Origin of the sequence: Bacillus sp. V5-8f (genome assembly GCF_002863565.1) — a bacterium.
In the GTDB taxonomy this organism is placed as follows: domain Bacteria; phylum Bacillota; class Bacilli; order Bacillales; family DSM-1321; genus Peribacillus.
In genome coordinates, this window is record NZ_PGUW01000001.1 from 244,009 (window position 1) to 260,780 (window position 16,772).

Below are 16,772 nucleotides of genomic sequence, written 5' to 3' on the forward strand. Positions count from 1 at the left end.
AGCTTATTCACTGACGCCTACCCATGGTTTTCCTTCCCTTTTTCCCTGTCTTTCCGCCAAGTGCGGTAAGCGAGCACAAAAAAGAATATGGAAAGCAGCAAAAAGGGGATGGCTCCTAATCCAATTTCATATAATTGATAGAAAAGAATAAGGGCAGCGAAACAAATCGTGCCGTTTACAAGTCGTTTGCGCGTCATATTCCCTCTCCAAACAGAGGCTCTAATGGTAACCAAATTTGCCTGAAATACCATTGTAGCCGTTTTATAAAATTTTTATAAGGCAAAAATACCATTTTTCCAAAGAAAATGCTATTTTTACAGAAAAAGAAGGTACTGAACTGTGAATGTCAATGGTTCAGTACCCATATGTCGGACTTCCGGTCTTTCTTTGACTATATATCCCGTGGATTTACATATTCCTTCTATATTGTCCTCCCACTTCATAGAGGGCTCGGGTTATTTGCCCAAGGCTGGCCACTTTTACACACTTCATTAACTCGGTGAAGATGTTTTCTCCGCTCACAGCTGCTTTCTTAAGCCTGTTAAGCGCAGGTTCACATTCGATTTCATGCCGTTTATGGAATTCCCTTAGATTTTGAATCTGGACTTCTTTTTCTTCCTTTGTGGCACGTGCGATTTCCATGCTATTCAAGGACTCATCAGAAGGAGGGTTCGGGTTCAGATACGTGTTGACTCCTATAATCGGAAGCTCCCCAGAATGTTTTTTCATTTCATAATACATAGATTCATCCTGGATTTTCCCTCGTTGGTATTGAGTTTCCATGGCACCTAACACGCCGCCTCGGTCATTGATACGGTCGAACTCCTCAAGCACCGCCTCTTCAACTAAATCGGTCAACTCTTCGATGATGAATGCACCTTGGAGCGGATTTTCATTTTTGGATAGTCCGTGTTCCTTCGTAATAATCATTTGTATGGCCATCGCCCTGCGCACCGAATCTTCGGTAGGTGTTGTGATGGCTTCGTCGTAAGCATTTGTATGAAGCGAATTGCAGTTGTCTTGAAGTGCCATGAGCGCTTGAAGTGTCGTCCGGATATCATTAAAGTCGATCTCCTGGGCATGCAGGGAGCGCCCTGACGTCTGGATATGGTATTTCAGCTTCTGGCTCCGCTCATTGGCACCATATTTATCACGCATGACTGTTGCCCAGATCCTCCTTGCTACCCGCCCAATTACCGTATATTCAGGATCCAGCCCATTGGAGAAAAAGAATGAGAGATTCGGGGCGAAATCGTCAATATTCATTCCGCGGCTTAAATAATATTCGACATAGGTAAACCCGTTTGCAAGCGTAAAGGCAAGCTGTGATATTGGATTGGCTCCTGCTTCAGCAATATGATAGCCGGAAATGGAAACCGAATAATAGTTTCTTACTTGATGTTGGATGAAATATTCCTGAATATCCCCCATCATCCTGAGCGCGAATTCCGTTGAGAAGATACACGTATTTTGTCCCTGGTCTTCCTTTAGAATATCCGCCTGGACGGTTCCCCTTAAGGAACGCAATGTATATGAGCGCATTTCTTCAAATTCGTCGCCTGTTAGCGCTCTTCCTAGTTCAGCTTCCTTTTTCTCAATCTGCTGGTCTATTGCTGTATTCATATACATCGCCAGAATGATCGGAGCTGGCCCATTAATTGTCATGGATACAGAAGTTGATGGAAGACAAAGGTCAAATCCAGCATAAAGCTTCTTCATATCTTCCAATGTGCAAATGCTGACCCCGCTTTCGCCAACCTTCCCATAAATATCCGGACGGTAATCTGGATCTTCCCCATATAACGTCACGGAATCAAATGCAGTGCTCAGTCGTTTTGCATCGTCATCCTTGGAAAGATAATGAAAGCGGCGGTTCGTCCTGACTGGGGAACCTTCCCCCGCAAATTGGCGCTTTGGATCCTCGCCTTCACGTTTGAATGGAAAAACCCCAGCCGTATAAGGAAAGTATCCAGGGGCATTTTCCCTGTACGCCCAGCGTAAAATTTCCCCATAATCGACGTATTTAGGCAGTGAAACTTTCGGGATCATCAAGCCTGATAGGCTCTTTATCTTTAAGACAGTGGTGATTTCTTTATCGCGGATTTTCGTGGTGAATTTATCTGACGAATATTTTGCCTTTAGCTCGGTCCAACCCTCCAGAATCTGTTCTGATTCTGCAGAAAGCTTGGCGTACATTTCATCTCTTAGGGCCTGAAGTAATGATAGAATTTCCTCGTTTGCCTCTTTTTCTTTAACAGCCTGGATCGTACCTTCCAGCTGGAAAAGCTTCCTGGCGATCTGGGCTTGCTCTTCTCCTTTCTTATGGTAATTACGTACTGTGTCTGTTATTTCGCGTAGATAATAGCGGCGGTCATTCGGAATGATGATATTCTGCTTTTGAACGTCAGCTTCCTTTGAAAACGTAGTCTCCCAATCAGTACCAGCCTTTTCATTCAGATTTTCAATTAAAGCGGCAAACAAAGCATTCGTTCCCGGATCGTTGAATTGGGACGCGATTGTACCATAGACCGGCATCTGTTCAGTGTCCTGGTCAAATAGCAAATGGCTTCTTTGATATTGCTTTTGGACCTGCTTTTTTGCATCCTCTGATCCTTTTCTTTCAAATTTATTAATGACAATTAAGTCTGCATAGTCGATCATATCGATTTTTTCCAACTGGGAAGGGGCACCGAACTCGCTGGTCATCACATACATGGATACGTTGCAAATATCGGTAATTTCGGCATCACCCTGCCCAATTCCACTCGTCTCGACCACAATTAAATCAAAGCCTGCTGCTTTTACAACCGAAATGGCGTCCTGGATGGCAAGTGACAGCTCGCTTTTGGAACGCCGGGTAGCAAGGCTTCTCATATAAACACGATCAGAAAAGATTGCGTTCATGCGGATTCTGTCGCCCAGTAATGCTCCGCCTGTTTTTTGCTTTGTCGGGTCTACAGAGAGGATTGCTATTTTCTTGTCAGGAATCTCATTAAGAAAGCGGCGTATTAATTCGTCAGTCAATGAACTTTTCCCCGCACCGCCTGTACCTGTAATCCCGAGGACAGGCACCATTTTCTCTGAAATTTTCACCTGCTTCATTAGGCTTTCCGCCGCAGCGGCTGCTTCGTCCGGGGTATCCTGCCTGTTTTCAGCCAGAGTGATGAATTGGGCAACCGCCCCCGGTTCACCAGCAAGCATATCTGGAAAGCGTTCATGCATAGCGGATTTAACCGTAGAAAAATCACATTCCTTAAGCATCAGGTTAATCATGCCTTGAAGGCCGTTCACCCTTCCATCTTCTGGTGAAAAGATGTGTGAAATCCCATATTCATGGAGCTCCTTTATTTCACGTGGAATGATAACTCCTCCGCCACCGCCATAAATGCGGATATGGGAAGCACCATTTTCGTGAAGCAAGTCGTACATATACTTGAAATACTCGACATGACCGCCTTGATAAGAAGACACCGCAATACCTTGGACATCCTCTTGTATGGCAGCGCTTACAACTTCCTGGACGGAACGGTTATGGCCAAGATGGATAACCTCGGCCCCGCTAGATTGCAAAATGCGGCGCATGATATTGATCGACGCATCATGGCCGTCGAATAAGCTGGAAGCTGTAACGAAACGAATATGGTTTTTAGGTTTGTATATCTCCATTGTGCTCACCCTTGTTCCTCCTTTTATGGTAAAGGTTTGGTATTCAGGTTCTGCGTGTTATATAAACTGCCCAATAGCAAATCCGTTTGCAGATCAATATATTCTTCAAGTGTGTAAAGTTTTCTTAGTGCCCAGCGGCGGAAGGCCCACATCTGTCCCTGGACGAAAATGTTATGCGCAAGGAGGCGAATATGTTTCTCGGAAAGGGTAAGGTCCCCGTTTTCAACACAACGGCTTATGACCAATTCAAACATATGAACCATTTCCATTTCCTTTTTCAATACATATGGAAGAGCATCCTTTGTCAGCGACTTTACTTCCTGATACATGACAAGCACCTCATCCTGCATATCATCCATCACTTCGAAAAAATAAGCTATGGTAAGCTTCAGGGCATCCAGGGTGCCGCTATTCTGTTCAAGGTCGTTTTGGAGCCTGTCTTTCACCTCATCGTAAATAAAATCACAGACTAAATATAAGACATCTTCTTTCGTGCGGATATACTCATAAAGCGTTCCAATGCTGAAGCCGGCAGCCTTGGCGATTTCCCTAGTCGTTGTCCGGTGAAATCCTTTTTCCTTAAATAAGTTCACGGCTCCTTTGATCATTTGATTGCGCCGTATGCTAACGAGCTTCTCATCTTTTACCGAAGCGTGGACTTCTCTTTTTTTCATACGTCACCACCTTACTTGGCCATGGTGTAATAGTACCTGAGGAAATACTTTCTGGAAGAGTTTTTCTTAGAAGATCATTATGCCAAACAACAGGCAGGCAGCAAACTTCATTAATAGCTAGAAAAGTTTCTTCTACCTTCCTATCTGCTGTGTAAACCTACCTGTTACCGGCTTTTCAATAGTACCCATAAGTTGGTTTTCTATTAGTCTTTTGTAATCATCCTGGAGATCACCAGCTTCTGAATCTCTTGTGTTCCTTCGTAGATCTGTGTAATTTTTGCATCCCGCATAAATCGTTCCACCGGATAATCCTTGGTGTAACCGTAGCCGCCGAATACCTGGACCGCTTCTGTAGTGACCTTCATGGCCGTATCCCCTGCAAACAGTTTGGACATAGCAGATTCTTTTCCATAAGGAAGACCGACAGATTCGCGCCATGCTGCTTGATAGGTGAGCAACCTTGCTGCTTCAATGCCTGTTGCCATATCCGCAAGCTTAAAACCGATTCCTTGCTGCTGGGCAATCGGTTTGCCGAATTGTACACGTTCCTTTGCATATGCTACTGCTGCATCAAGCGCACCTTGTGCAATCCCGACTGCTTGTGCTGCGATGCCATTCCTGCCGCCGTCTAGAGTCATCATGGCAATCTTGAAGCCTTCTCCCTCTTTTCCTAGCAGGTTTTCCTTAGGAACCTTGCAATCTTCGAAAATGATTTCTGTTGTCGGTGAAGAACGAATTCCTAGTTTCTTTTCTTTCTTGCCGACACTGAAGCCTGGGAAGTCTTTTTCCACGATAAATGCACTTGTGCCTCTTTGTTTTGATTCCGGGTCAGTTAATGCAAAAACAACATAAGTATCGGCAATCCCGCCATTGGTAATGAAGATTTTTGACCCATTCAAAATATAATGGTCGCCTTCAAGCCTCGCAGTTGTTCTCATTCCGCCCGCATCTGACCCGGAACCAGGTTCTGTCAGCCCGTATGCACCGATTGTTTCTCCCTTTGCCAACGGAGTCAGGTATTTTTGCTTTTGTTCTTCAGAACCGAACTTGTATATCGGCCAGCCAGCAAGTGATGTATGTGCAGATAGGGTTACTGCTGTGGAGGCGCAGACTCTTGAAAGCTCTTCGATGGCGATACAATAAGCCAAATAGTCACTTCCGATGCCACCGTATTGTTCAGGCCACGGAATGCCGGTAAGACCAAGCTCGGCCATTTTGTCGAAAATTTCACGGTCGAAACGTTCTTCTTCATCTCTTTCTGCAGCTGTAGGCGCGACTTCATTCGTTGCGAAATCTCGTACCATTTTTCTTATCATTTCATGTTCTTCTGTTAGTGTAAATTGCATGGTCGTTATCCCCTGTCTTTAATAGAATATGTCGTTTCATAACGAAAGTAGTAATGCTTGGATGAAACCATCAATCACAGGAAAAAGTGTAAAGGTTTCATTTACATCCTCATTTTTTAGGTAAAACAGAATGTAATCCGGAAATTTTTTCGGTGAATCACAGGATTTAAGCGATCAATCGATTTTTTAAGCGAAAATCATCAAATTTAAGTGAAAAATTTATTTTATAAGCAAAAACCATAGTTTTTCAGCAAATGCCTGGATTCCTATTTAAGATACCTATTTAAAAAGATGCTTGCTGATAACAATACGCTGAATTTCACTTGTGCCTTCATAAATTTCTGTGACCTTCGCATCCCGAAAATATCGCTCCACCTGGTATTCCTTTGTATAACCGTAGCCTCCAAATACCTGAATGGCCTCGGTGGATACATACATTGCAGTCTTTGAAGCCATTAGTTTCGCCATCGACGCTTGTTTTCCGCAAGGGAGGCCCTGGGACATTAAGTCAGCAGCTTGGTAAACCAGAAGCTTTGAAGCTTCAATATCTGTCGCCATTTCCGCTAGCTTGAACGCTACTCCCTGCTGGGCTGCGATTGGCTTGCCGAACTGTACTCTTTCTTTCGCATAACGGACAGCGTGCCTATACGCACCATCCGCAATTCCAAGGGCCTGTGCAGCAATACCGATACGTCCTGCATCCAGGTTTGCCATTGCAATTTTGAAGCCTTCCCCTTCATTCCCGAGCACGTTTTCAGCAGGCACCATCATATTATCGAAGGTAAGCTGAACGGTTCTTGAACCGTAAAGTCCCATTTTGTGTTCGTCTTTGCCAATGATGAATCCCGGCATGTTTTTTTCTACGATAAAAGCTGTGATGCCTTTACTTCCTGCTTCAGGGCTGGTTGAGGCAAAAACAATATAAACATCTGCTTCCCCGCCATTTGTGATAAACACCTTGGAACCATTGATTTTATAAAAACTGCCTTCCCGTACTGCCCGGGATCTCAGGCTTGCAGCATCAGATCCTGAACTTGGTTCCGTCAGGCAAAAGGCTCCAAGGTAATCTCCGGATGCCAATTTGGTCACATACTTTTGTTTTTGTTCTTCCGTTCCGTAGTACAGAATCGGATTGGTTCCAACGGATGTGTGGACAGAGAGGATTACACCTACCGTCGGACTTACCCTTGAAATCTCATGGATTGCAATGACATAGGAGATAAAATCCATTTCTGAGCCTCCATATTTCGCAGGAACCGGAATGCCCATCATGCCAAGCTGGCCCATTTTTTTTAGCAGGGGCCTCGGAAATCTTCCTTCTTCCATTTTTTCTACAAAAGGAGCAATTTCATGTTCAGCAAAGCCTCGAACCATTTTCCGCATCATTTCTTGCTCTTTCGTAAATGTCAGATTCATAGTAGCCTCCCCGGTGCAGGATTAAGATGGCTAGTTATACATAAAGAACCCGCGGCCGGATTTTTGGCCCAACCAGCCTGCTTTTACATATTTCCGAAGCAGCGGGCACGGTCGGTATTTATCATCCCCGAAGCCTTCGTGTAACGTTTCCATGATATAAAGGCATGTATCAAGTCCGATGAAATCAGCAAGCGTCAAGGGACCCATAGGATGGTTCATCCCGAGCTTCATGACCTCATCGATTGCTTCTTTAGAAGCCACGCCTTCGTATAACGTATAGATGGCTTCATTAATCATCGGCATCAAAATCCGGTTTGAAACGAAGCCAGGAAAATCATTCACTTCTACTGGCACTTTGCTGAGCGTCTTGGACATATCTTCAATGGCCGTATACACTTCATCTGCAGTGGCGAGCCCGCGGATAATTTCAACAAGCTTCATGACAGGGACAGGATTCATGAAGTGCATGCCGATCACTTTTTCAGGCCGCTTTGTGGCTGCCGCAATCTCAGTGATCGGGAGCGATGATGTGTTGGAGGCCAAGATTGCATGTGCTGGAGCAATTTGATCCAGTTCACTAAACAGCTTTGTCTTGATCTCCATGTTTTCCACGGCTGCTTCGATAACGAGATCAACTCCTGAAGCATTGCTCAAATGAATGGAAGGCGTTAATCTTGAAAGGGCAGCTGCTCTATCCTGTTCTGCCATTTTCGCTTTTTCAACCTGGCGAGCAAGGTTATTCTTAATGGTGCTTAGCCCTCTGTCGACAAACTCTTGCTTCAAATCATGCAATATAACGGCGTACCCGCTTACAGCACAAACCTGGGCAATGCCTGAACCCATCTGCCCGGCGCCGATGACCATCACTTTTTTTATATTCATCAAAGGACCTCCATCTATTAGATTTAAAAACTATGAATTAAGATTTTGGCACTTCTATTAAAATGGCATCCCCCTGGCCGCCGCCTGAACAAATTGCTGCAACACCAAGGCCACCGCCACGCCGTTTCAACTCATGCATAAGCGTAATAATAATGCGTGCCCCGCTTGCCCCAATCGGATGACCGAGCGCTACCGCCCCACCATTTACATTCACTATTTCAGGCTTAACGTTTGCCAGTTTCCCGCTTGCAAGCGCAACCGCTGCAAATGCTTCATTGATTTCAAACAACTCAATCTGTTCTAATGACTTTCCTGTCTTTTTCAAGAGTTCATTAATGACAAGGCCCGGTGTCTTAGGAAAATCCTTTGCTTCCACTGCTATTTCAGCATGCCCAACAATATAAGCAAACGGCGTTTTCCCCTCTTTCTCGGCCCTTTCCTCACTCATAAGCACCAGAGCACCCGCACCGTCATTTACACCTGGCGCATTTCCGGCTGTAATCGTCCCTTCGTTATTGAATGCCGGACCTAGTTTAGCCAGCTTTTCAATGGATGTATCTTTTCTTGGGGCTTCATCATGTTCTACTGTGACTGGCTCCCCTCTTCGAACAGGGACAGGAACTGGAACGATTTCTTCCGCCAGCACACCATTTTCAATTGCGGCTATTGCCCGTTGATGGCTTCTATATGCCCAGTTATCCTGGTCTTCTCGTGATAGCTCCAACTCCTCAGCTGTACTATTTCCATACGTCCCCATATGAACGCCGGTAAAACTGCAGCTGAGTCCATCATGGATCATAGAGTCTTTCATCGCCGCGTCCCCCATACGAAGACCCCATCTGGCTTTCGGAACTAGATAAGGGGCATTGCTCATCGACTCCATACCGCCCGCTACAATCACTTCTTCATCACCCAACCTAATGAGCTGATCCGCAAATGTGACACTCCGCAATCCTGAGGCACACACTTTATTAATGGTTTCCGTTTTCACTTCCCATGGGATCCCGGCATGCCGTGATGCCTGACGGGAAGGAATCTGTCCTTGTCCTGCCTGAAGCACATTCCCCATAATAACTTCATCCACTTGGCTTCCATCAATTCCTGCACGGTTCAAGGCTTCCTTGATCGCTATCCCGCCAAGCTCGGATGCCGTTAAGCTGCTAAGCCCCCCTCCAAACTTCCCAAAAGGTGTCCTCACTCCACTGACAATAACTGTTCTATCCATATTGCTCCTCCTTCTTAAACCCTAGTTTCTCCTCCAAATAAATTGACTGAACGCTCGCTCAAAGCCTACACACAAAAATGTAAGCGCTTTACTAAATCTTACACAAAACTTCGAAAAGGTTAAATAATTAATGAGAAAAATATGTAAAAATTTTTTTAAAGAAAATGCCTGCTTCGGCAAATAAATTTTTAATTTGGAAGCAGGCTTTATAAAATTATGCATCATCTAACAAGTTTATGTTTTAAGTAAGAATTACGCGGCGTTAGATAGAATACTAGTCTACTCTTTTATGATGCGATGGTTTGCTGTTCGCCAAGGATTGATTTTTCTAATAGCTCGGCGACATCATATGTCTTCACATCATCTTCTACTTCTTTTGCTTTTGTACCGTCTGTAATCATTGTTAAGCAGTACGGGCAGCCGGAGCTGATTACAGATGGGTTTACTGCCAGAGCCTGTTCTGTACGGGCGACGTTAATGCGATGTCCAGTTTCTTCTTCCATCCACATCAGTCCTCCGCCGGCGCCACAGCACATGCCAGTTTCCCGGTTGCGCTCCATTTCAACAAGCTTCACGCCCGGAATAGCTTTCAGAATGTCCCTTGGGGCGTCATACACTTCATTGTATCGACCCAGATAACAGGAATCATGGAATGTAATAGTTTCATTTACAGGATGCTTCGGTACAAGCCTGCCTTCATTTACAAGCTTCGCAAGCAGTTCAGTATGGTGATAAACCTCCGCTTGCAAACCAAAGTCAGGATATTCATTTTTAAAGATATTATAGGCGTGAGGATCAATCGTTACGATCTTCTTCACTTCGTTTTTCTCAAATTCGGCAATATTGTTTGTTGCAAGCTCCTGGAAGATGAACTCATTGCCCAAACGACGCGGTGTATCCCCGGAATTCTTTTCTTTATTTCCTAAAATCGCAAACTTCACACCCGCCTCATTCATCATTTTGGCGAAAGAAAGGGCGATCTTTTGGCTGCGGTTATCATAGGAACCCATGGAGCCTACCCAGAATAAATATTCAACTTCTTCTCCGGCTTTTTTCGCTTCCTTGACTGTTGGAACATGAACATCGTCACGAAGTTCTCTCCAGTTTTCTCTTTCCTTACGGTTTAGTCCCCAAGGATTGCCCTGGCGTTCAATGTTTTGCATGGCACGCTGTGCATCCGGGTTCATCTTTCCTTCCGTCAGGACTAGGTAACGGCGCATATCGATGATTTTATCGACGTGCTCATTCATGACCGGACATTGGTCTTCACAGTTCCGGCAAGTGGTACATGCCCAAAGCTCTTCTTCTGTGATGACTTCCCCGATTAGAGCCTTATCGTATTCCACAGCCGCTGCAGATTCCTTCGCTCCCTGGCCTGCACTTGCAAGCGCAATCTGGTTGCCTTGTGTATGGCCAAATACGAAAGTTGGCACCCACGGTTGTTTTGCAGTGATGGCAGCACCCTTATTCGTTAGATGGTCACGCATCTTTAGGATGATATCCATTGGGGAAAGCATCTTCCCGGTACCTGTTGCCGGACACATATTCGTACAGCGCCCGCACTCAACACAAGCGTATAAATCAATCAGTTGATATTGGTTAAAATCTTCAATCTTTCCTGCCCCGAACGATTCCTGAGATTCGTCTTCAAAGTTGACAGGCTTTAATTTACCTGGATTATCTAACCTGCTGAAGTAAGTGTTTGCAGGCCCTGCAATCAAGTGAGCATGCTTGGATTGCGGGATATAAACAAGGAACGTCAGTAAGAAAAGGGTATGAATCCACCACGCTACGTAGAATACTACAGTTGCGGCGGTTGGACCTATCCAGCCCAATGCTGCAGCAATGCCTGATGCAACCGGCTCAGTCCATGTCCCTTCATGCCCGTGCCAGATCATGGCCATTCCGTTTCCTAAAAGAACCGATAGCATTAAGCCGCCGATTAAGAGCAGTACGATTCCGGATTTAAATCCGCGCTTTAAACGAACAAGCTTTTCAATATAGCGACGGTAGAAGGCCCATACTACTGCGACAAGTATGACAAGGGTAACAATTTCCTGAAAAAATGTGAATGCTGGATACAACGGACCAAACGGCAAGTGTGCACCAGGTTTGATACCCTTGATAATGAAATCAATCGCACCGAACTGGACTAGGATAAAGCCGTAAAAGAACATGACGTGAATGGCCCCGCTCTTCTTATCTTTGAGCAGCTTTTTCTGGCCAAATACATTGACCCATACTTTATCGAGCCGTTCTTTCACACGATTGTCGAATTCTACTTTCTTCCCCAGCTTAATGTAAGCCATCCTTGTCCTAATTAAATAGACAAACAAGCTGAGTGCGTAAGCGGTTACAAGTAAAAACGCGATTAAATTAACCCATAGCAACCCATTCATTATGTGCGCCCCTTTCTGGTATGTTGAATTTGAAATGTCTATTTCCTATTAAAGCATTAAAATTAGAAACAGTTACATTTTTCTGAATTCTATTAATTCCATTATATAATGAATGAGCATTCAGTCAACTTTTTTCTTCGTTAATTTTGCTTTTTTTCTCACCTCTTGATTTCTTTTCCAGTGATAGAAAGGTTCTTCTAGTGTTATGAAAAAATTACCACTTCATCATTTTGTAATAGAATAGAGTATCCCACCTGTTATTGAGCCAAACTAAACGAAAAAATAACAATCGAGGAGAGGATGGACTTGATAATCCCGGTTACAATTGGAATCATCATTCTAAGTATCCTCGCCTGGCTGCCGTTCGACTTTTATCTGGGTCGGAAAAGTCATCTAAACCATGTATTCAATAAGGATTTCCCCAAACGCAGCAGCGAAATACAAATCTACACAAACGGGCAGTCACTGTTCCGGGAGCTTTTCAAAGAAATCAAAGAAGCAAAAACACATATACATATCTTATTTTATATTGTCAGGAACGATAGTTTTAGTAGGGAGTTTCTCCAGTTATTAAAAACAAAAGCGCAATCAGGGGTTGAGGTCCGCTTGATGGTGGACCGGATTGGCAGCCGCCGTCTCACTAGAAAAACGATCAAAGATCTTAAACACTACGGTATCCGATTCATGTTTACCCATTTGCCCAAATGGCCCTACTTTTTCTACTCCCTTCAGGAAAGGAATCACCGGAAGATTTCCATTATTGACGGCAAGGTCGGATATCTGGGCGGATACAATATTGGCAAAGAATATATCGGAGAACACCCGACGCTAACTCCTTGGCGTGATTATCATGTGAAGATTACAGGGGAAGGTGTTCAAGACCTGCAGTATGTGTTCCTGGAGGACTGGTTCCATGCGTCCGGGGAGGATCAACGCAAAAGCAAAGAATACTTTCCTTCTCTAAAAAAAGGCACTTGTATCCATCAGTTCATTCCAACTGAAGGTGTCTTTCTGGAAGAAACATTTTCCGATCTCATATCTGCGGCAAAGTCAAGAATCATTATTGGGACACCATACTTTATACCGAGCCAAAAACTTTTTTCCGACTTGAGGGTCGCTTTATCAAAAAGCGTGGAGGTTACCATCATTGTCCCTAAAAATTCGGACCATCCTTTGGTCAAGGAGGCAGCGTTCCGGTACTTCCGAATTCTGTTAAAAGATGGGGCAAGAGTGTTACAGTTTAGAAAAGGGTTTTACCATTCTAAAATCGTGTTAATAGATGATAAGATATGCGATATCGGAACAGCCAATTTCGATAGACGTTCATTATTTTTGAACCATGAAATGAATTGCCTTATTTTTGACCGCTTATGTATTGAAAACATTAAGAAGGAATTGAAATACGATATGGATCATTCCACCCCCTTAACACTTGAAATGCTATCTATCCCTAGCCCGGTGCGTAAGATCAAAGAGTCGATTGCCACTACGATTTTGCCATTTTTATAAGGAACCGTGTTGTGCCCGAAAGGAGACGAGAATGAGGATACGAATGGGCTTTGTGTCAACCGCCACTTCCCTCTGGGAGACAACCCCTTCCCGTACGTTAACGTTTAAAAGGTTTTCCAGCTTGAAGAAAGAAGAGCGCATGGAGAAGCTTTATGAGGTAACCCGGCAAAATATCTCCAATACGCGTAGGATCCTCTATTTCAATACCGCTCATGAAATCGAGGTATACCGCCTTTCAAGCTCCATTGTACCGCTCGCAACACACCCAGAAGCCGGATGGGATTTTGTCTCTCCGTTTGCCAGGGAGTGGCGGGAGCTTGGAGATTGGATTCAGCGTCACCAAATGAGGGTGAGCTTTCATCCTAATCAATTCACCCTGTTTACGAGCGAGAATCCTGGAATCACATCAAATGCTGTCAGGGATATGGAATATCATTATAAAATGTTTGAAGCGATGGGCGTCCATGACAATTCTTATATGAACATCCATGTAGGCGGGGCCTATGGGAACAAGCCAGCTGCGACTGCCAGGTTTCATGAAAACATCAAACAGCTCCCCGCACATATACGAGCTAAAATGACGTTGGAAAACGACGACAAAACATATACCACTGAGGAAACCCTGGCTGTTTGCCTGAATCATGGCATTCCTTTAGCATTCGATTACCATCACCATATGTCGAATCCGGGTGAAAAGCCAATCGAAGAGCTGTTGCCAATGATATTTGGAACGTGGAACCATACAGGGATTCCTCCAAAAATTCATATTTCCTCGCCTAAATCCGAAAAAGAGTTCCGCTCTCACGCAGATTTCGTCGACGTGGAATTCCTAATGCCTCTTATCAAATTGCTGAAAGAGCTCAAGCAAGATGTCGATTTTATGGTGGAAGCAAAAATGAAGGATAAAGCCATGTTGAAGCTGATTGAGGATCTATCAAAAATCAGGGGGATTAAACGTGTAAGCGGCGGTTCTATGGTTGTTAAGTAAAAAGGCTTTAATTGAGTTTCGCTTAAGTATCTAGTTTTTCACTTAAATCCAGAAATTTCCGCTTAACTATCAGTTGTTTTACTTAAATCACACTAATTTTTTCCTATTATGGACCCGAGCACAACCCAAATGTTAGAAAAGGCTGTCTCCCTCATAGGGAATCAGCCTCTTTGTCGTTTACATCTTTTCTGGAGCGGATACGCCAATCAACGCCAGCGCATTTTTCAGCGTAATTTGTACTGTTTTCACTAATGCAAGGCGGGCCTGGCTTCTCTCCAGGTTGTCTGAATCAAGCACTTTCTCCGCATTATAAAAACTATGGAAAACAGATGCCAGCTCAAAGATATAATTGGTCATGCGGTGCGGCGTGCGCTTATCCGCAGCTTCCGCAATTGCCTGTGGGAATTCGCCAAGTTTCTTCAAAAGCTCGATTTCCTTCTCGGAAGAAACACGCGAGAAGTCCTGTACACCTTCATAGCTTATATTTTGTTCCACACCCTGCCGAAGTATGCTGGAGATACGTGCATGAGCATATTGGGCATAGTAAACTGGGTTTTCATTTGACTGGGACACAGCCAGATCAAGATCAAAATCCATATGCGTATCCGCACTTCTCATCGCAAAGAAGTAACGAGTCGCATCAAGGCCTACCTCTTCAATCAAATCCCTCATCGTTACAGCTTTACCCGTACGTTTGCTCATCTTCATCTTTTCACCGTTTTTGTACAGGTGAACAAGCTGGATGATCTCCACTTCAAGCTGTTCACGGTCATAGCCCAGGGCTTCAATTGCAGCCTTCATTCGCGGGATATAACCATGGTGGTCTGCTCCCCAAATATTGATCAGCTTTTCAAAACCGCGTTCAAGCTTGTCTCGGTGATACGCGATATCAGGTGTTAAATACGTATATGAACCATCCTGTTTAATAAGGACACGATCTTTATCGTCGCCGAGCTCGGTCGAACGGAACCATGTTGCCCCATCTTCTTCATAGATATGGCCGCGCTCTTTTAAAACGGCAAGGGCATCATCAATCTTTCCGTTTTTGTAAAGGGATGTTTCTGAATACCAAACATCAAAGCCGACGCGGAAGTTTTCGAGGTCCTGTTTTAATTTTTCCATTTCATATTTCAAGCCGTACTCCCGGAAAAACTCAAACCGTTCCTTCTCATCGGTGTTTACATACGTATCCCCATGTTCTTCGGCAAGCTTTTGTCCAATACCGATGATGTCTGCACCATGGTAGCCGTCCGCAGGCATTTCCTTCTCGATCCCAAGAGCCTGAAAGTAGCGGGCTTCCACTGATAAAGCAAGGTTGTTAATCTGGTTACCGGCATCGTTGATATAATATTCACGGGAAACATCATAGCCTGCTTTACTAAGCAAATTACAAAGGGAATCCCCTACAGCCGCACCACGGGCATGTCCAAGGTGAAGATCCCCGGTCGGATTGGCGGAGACGAACTCAACCTGAACTTTTTGATTGTTTCCAAAATCACTTTCCCCGTACTTGTCGCCTGCTTCCAAAATGGCAGGAATCAATTCGGTCAAATAATCGTTGTTCATATAAAAATTAATAAATCCGGGTCCAGCGATTTCAATTTTTTCAATAGAAGCTTTGGAGCGGTCAAAATTCTCAATGATCCCCTCTGCAATCATACGAGGCGCTTTTTTAGCCACTCTTGCAAGCTGCATGGCCATATTCGTTGAGTAATCGCCATGTGCCTTATCTTTTGGCAATTCCAAAACGACATCCGGTATCTGCTCTTCCGTTGCCAGACCGGCCTTGATGACAGCCGCTTTGATTTCCTGTTTTAATTTTTCCTGAACCTGCTTCACTATGTTCATCGTCTTATGCTTCCTCCTTATAGGCTATTGCCATCTCATATTGGCCAAGCAAGTCTCCCTGCATGAAAAGCTCATAGCGAAAAACAAACATTCCTTCACGTTTTTCTTCTGTCCAAACATGACTGATGGATTCTGTCTTTGTCTGTATAGGCATGGAACCATACATGCTTTCATAATGCCCGTTCAGCGTTTCACCCGGGTTGAATACCTGGCGCATTTTCACCGCACCCCCGCGCATAATTAACGCTTCCGGGTCCTTATATTTTACAGTAGTCTGCGTTTTCCCGTTTTCATCTTCTTCGGTGTACTGCAGATACAGAGCATTTCCCTTAGAAAATTTCGTGCCAAAAGTGGTCAATTCATATGATTCCGTTTCACCATCGTTCCTGATGGTCGTGCGGAGCATTACTTTCACCTTTTGTTTATCGGTTTCCTGTAGAGACAAATGCTACACATCCTTGTATACGTCCTATAACTTTATAAGTATAAATATTCTTATCTAAAGTTTCAACTTCTCATACATTTATATCTTGTCTTATTTAAAATCTATGGTCGATGTGAATTGGGATTTCAATAATTGTGAGGATGATAACAAAAACTTGCAGTACTATTTGGAGCAGGCTTAATACAAACTATTTAAGGCTGCCTTTCAACTTAATGATAAATTGCATCTACTGAGCAGATTTTAACCATTCGAATACAGTTATCAACAAATTTTAATGTACTTTTCAATATTTCAACTGAGATATCCACAAATTTAATGTACTTATCAATATTCAACTGGGATATCCACAAGTTAATTTACTTATCAATATTCAA

At 44.0% G+C, this 16,772-nt stretch carries 12 protein-coding genes; 2 read left to right on the forward strand and 10 right to left on the reverse strand.

Annotated elements, in window-relative coordinates:
* Positions 1 to 17 precede the first annotated feature (17 nt).
* From CUU64_RS01055 to CUU64_RS01090, 8 genes are all read right to left on the reverse strand, one after another.
* Positions 18 to 197 (reverse strand): hypothetical protein, encoded by a 180-nt coding sequence (locus CUU64_RS01055; protein WP_101631422.1) that lies wholly within the window; start codon positions 195 to 197, stop codon positions 18 to 20.
* A 211-nt stretch (positions 198 to 408) separates the two neighbouring features.
* The gene (icmF, locus tag CUU64_RS01060) at positions 409 to 3,666 is read right to left on the reverse strand and encodes a fused isobutyryl-CoA mutase/GTPase IcmF (RefSeq protein WP_101631565.1); all 3,258 of its coding nucleotides are present in this window, start codon (positions 3,664 to 3,666) and stop codon (positions 409 to 411) included.
* 23 nt (positions 3,667 to 3,689) lie between these two features.
* A complete protein-coding gene (locus CUU64_RS01065; protein WP_101631423.1) occupies positions 3,690 to 4,340 on the reverse strand; it encodes a TetR/AcrR family transcriptional regulator in 651 nt (216 codons plus the stop codon).
* 203 nt (positions 4,341 to 4,543) lie between these two features.
* On the reverse strand, positions 4,544 to 5,686 hold the full coding sequence (locus CUU64_RS01070; protein WP_101631424.1) for an acyl-CoA dehydrogenase: 1,143 nt from the start codon (positions 5,684 to 5,686) through the stop codon (positions 4,544 to 4,546).
* 279 nt (positions 5,687 to 5,965) lie between these two features.
* Entirely contained in the window at positions 5,966 to 7,102 is a 1,137-nt protein-coding gene (locus CUU64_RS01075; protein ID WP_101631425.1) for an acyl-CoA dehydrogenase, read from the reverse strand.
* Between the two features lie 30 nt (positions 7,103 to 7,132).
* On the reverse strand, positions 7,133 to 7,984 hold the full coding sequence (locus tag CUU64_RS01080) for a 3-hydroxybutyryl-CoA dehydrogenase (RefSeq protein ID WP_101631426.1): 852 nt from the start codon (positions 7,982 to 7,984) through the stop codon (positions 7,133 to 7,135).
* A 37-nt stretch (positions 7,985 to 8,021) separates the two neighbouring features.
* Positions 8,022 to 9,209 carry an acetyl-CoA C-acetyltransferase gene (locus tag CUU64_RS01085; RefSeq protein ID WP_101631427.1) on the reverse strand — a complete coding sequence of 396 codons (1,188 nt, stop codon included), beginning with the start codon at positions 9,207 to 9,209 and terminating at the stop codon, positions 8,022 to 8,024.
* Between the two features lie 287 nt (positions 9,210 to 9,496).
* Positions 9,497 to 11,608, reverse strand: coding sequence for a (Fe-S)-binding protein (locus CUU64_RS01090; RefSeq protein ID WP_101631428.1), 2,112 nt, complete (start codon positions 11,606 to 11,608; stop codon positions 9,497 to 9,499).
* Between the two features lie 300 nt (positions 11,609 to 11,908).
* Between CUU64_RS01090 and cls the strand changes: the two genes are divergently transcribed.
* Both cls and uvsE read left to right on the forward strand, forming a co-directional pair.
* Positions 11,909 to 13,117 carry a cardiolipin synthase gene (gene cls / locus CUU64_RS01095; RefSeq protein ID WP_101631429.1) on the forward strand — a complete coding sequence of 403 codons (1,209 nt, stop codon included), beginning with the start codon at positions 11,909 to 11,911 and terminating at the stop codon, positions 13,115 to 13,117.
* 31 nt (positions 13,118 to 13,148) lie between these two features.
* Positions 13,149 to 14,105 carry a UV DNA damage repair endonuclease UvsE gene (gene uvsE, locus CUU64_RS01100; protein ID WP_101631430.1) on the forward strand — a complete coding sequence of 319 codons (957 nt, stop codon included), beginning with the start codon at positions 13,149 to 13,151 and terminating at the stop codon, positions 14,103 to 14,105.
* A gap of 177 nt (positions 14,106 to 14,282) precedes the next feature.
* Here the strand turns inward: uvsE and argS are convergent, their stop codons facing one another.
* Both argS and CUU64_RS01110 read right to left on the reverse strand, forming a co-directional pair.
* Complete coding sequence (gene argS, locus CUU64_RS01105; protein ID WP_101631431.1) at positions 14,283 to 15,953, reverse strand: arginine--tRNA ligase; 1,671 nt, start codon at positions 15,951 to 15,953, stop codon at positions 14,283 to 14,285.
* A 4-nt stretch (positions 15,954 to 15,957) separates the two neighbouring features.
* A complete protein-coding gene (locus CUU64_RS01110; RefSeq protein ID WP_101631432.1) occupies positions 15,958 to 16,398 on the reverse strand; it encodes a YwiB family protein in 441 nt (146 codons plus the stop codon).
* Positions 16,399 to 16,772: the final 374 nt, after the last annotated feature.

Coding starts and splice junctions, on each gene's coding strand:
- CUU64_RS01055 (WP_101631422.1), bottom strand. CDS start 197: ATGACGCGCAAACGACTTGTAAACGGCACGATTTGTTTCGCTGCCCTT.
- icmF (WP_101631565.1), bottom strand. CDS start 3,666: ATGGAGATATACAAACCTAAAAACCATATTCGTTTCGTTACAGCTTCC.
- CUU64_RS01065 (WP_101631423.1), bottom strand. CDS start 4,340: ATGAAAAAAAGAGAAGTCCACGCTTCGGTAAAAGATGAGAAGCTCGTT.
- CUU64_RS01070 (WP_101631424.1), bottom strand. CDS start 5,686: ATGCAATTTACACTAACAGAAGAACATGAAATGATAAGAAAAATGGTA.
- CUU64_RS01075 (WP_101631425.1), bottom strand. CDS start 7,102: ATGAATCTGACATTTACGAAAGAGCAAGAAATGATGCGGAAAATGGTT.
- CUU64_RS01080 (WP_101631426.1), bottom strand. CDS start 7,984: ATGAATATAAAAAAAGTGATGGTCATCGGCGCCGGGCAGATGGGTTCA.
- CUU64_RS01085 (WP_101631427.1), bottom strand. CDS start 9,209: ATGGATAGAACAGTTATTGTCAGTGGAGTGAGGACACCTTTTGGGAAG.
- CUU64_RS01090 (WP_101631428.1), bottom strand. CDS start 11,608: ATGAATGGGTTGCTATGGGTTAATTTAATCGCGTTTTTACTTGTAACC.
- cls (WP_101631429.1), top strand. CDS start 11,909: ATGGACTTGATAATCCCGGTTACAATTGGAATCATCATTCTAAGTATC.
- uvsE (WP_101631430.1), top strand. CDS start 13,149: ATGAGGATACGAATGGGCTTTGTGTCAACCGCCACTTCCCTCTGGGAG.
- argS (WP_101631431.1), bottom strand. CDS start 15,953: ATGAACATAGTGAAGCAGGTTCAGGAAAAATTAAAACAGGAAATCAAA.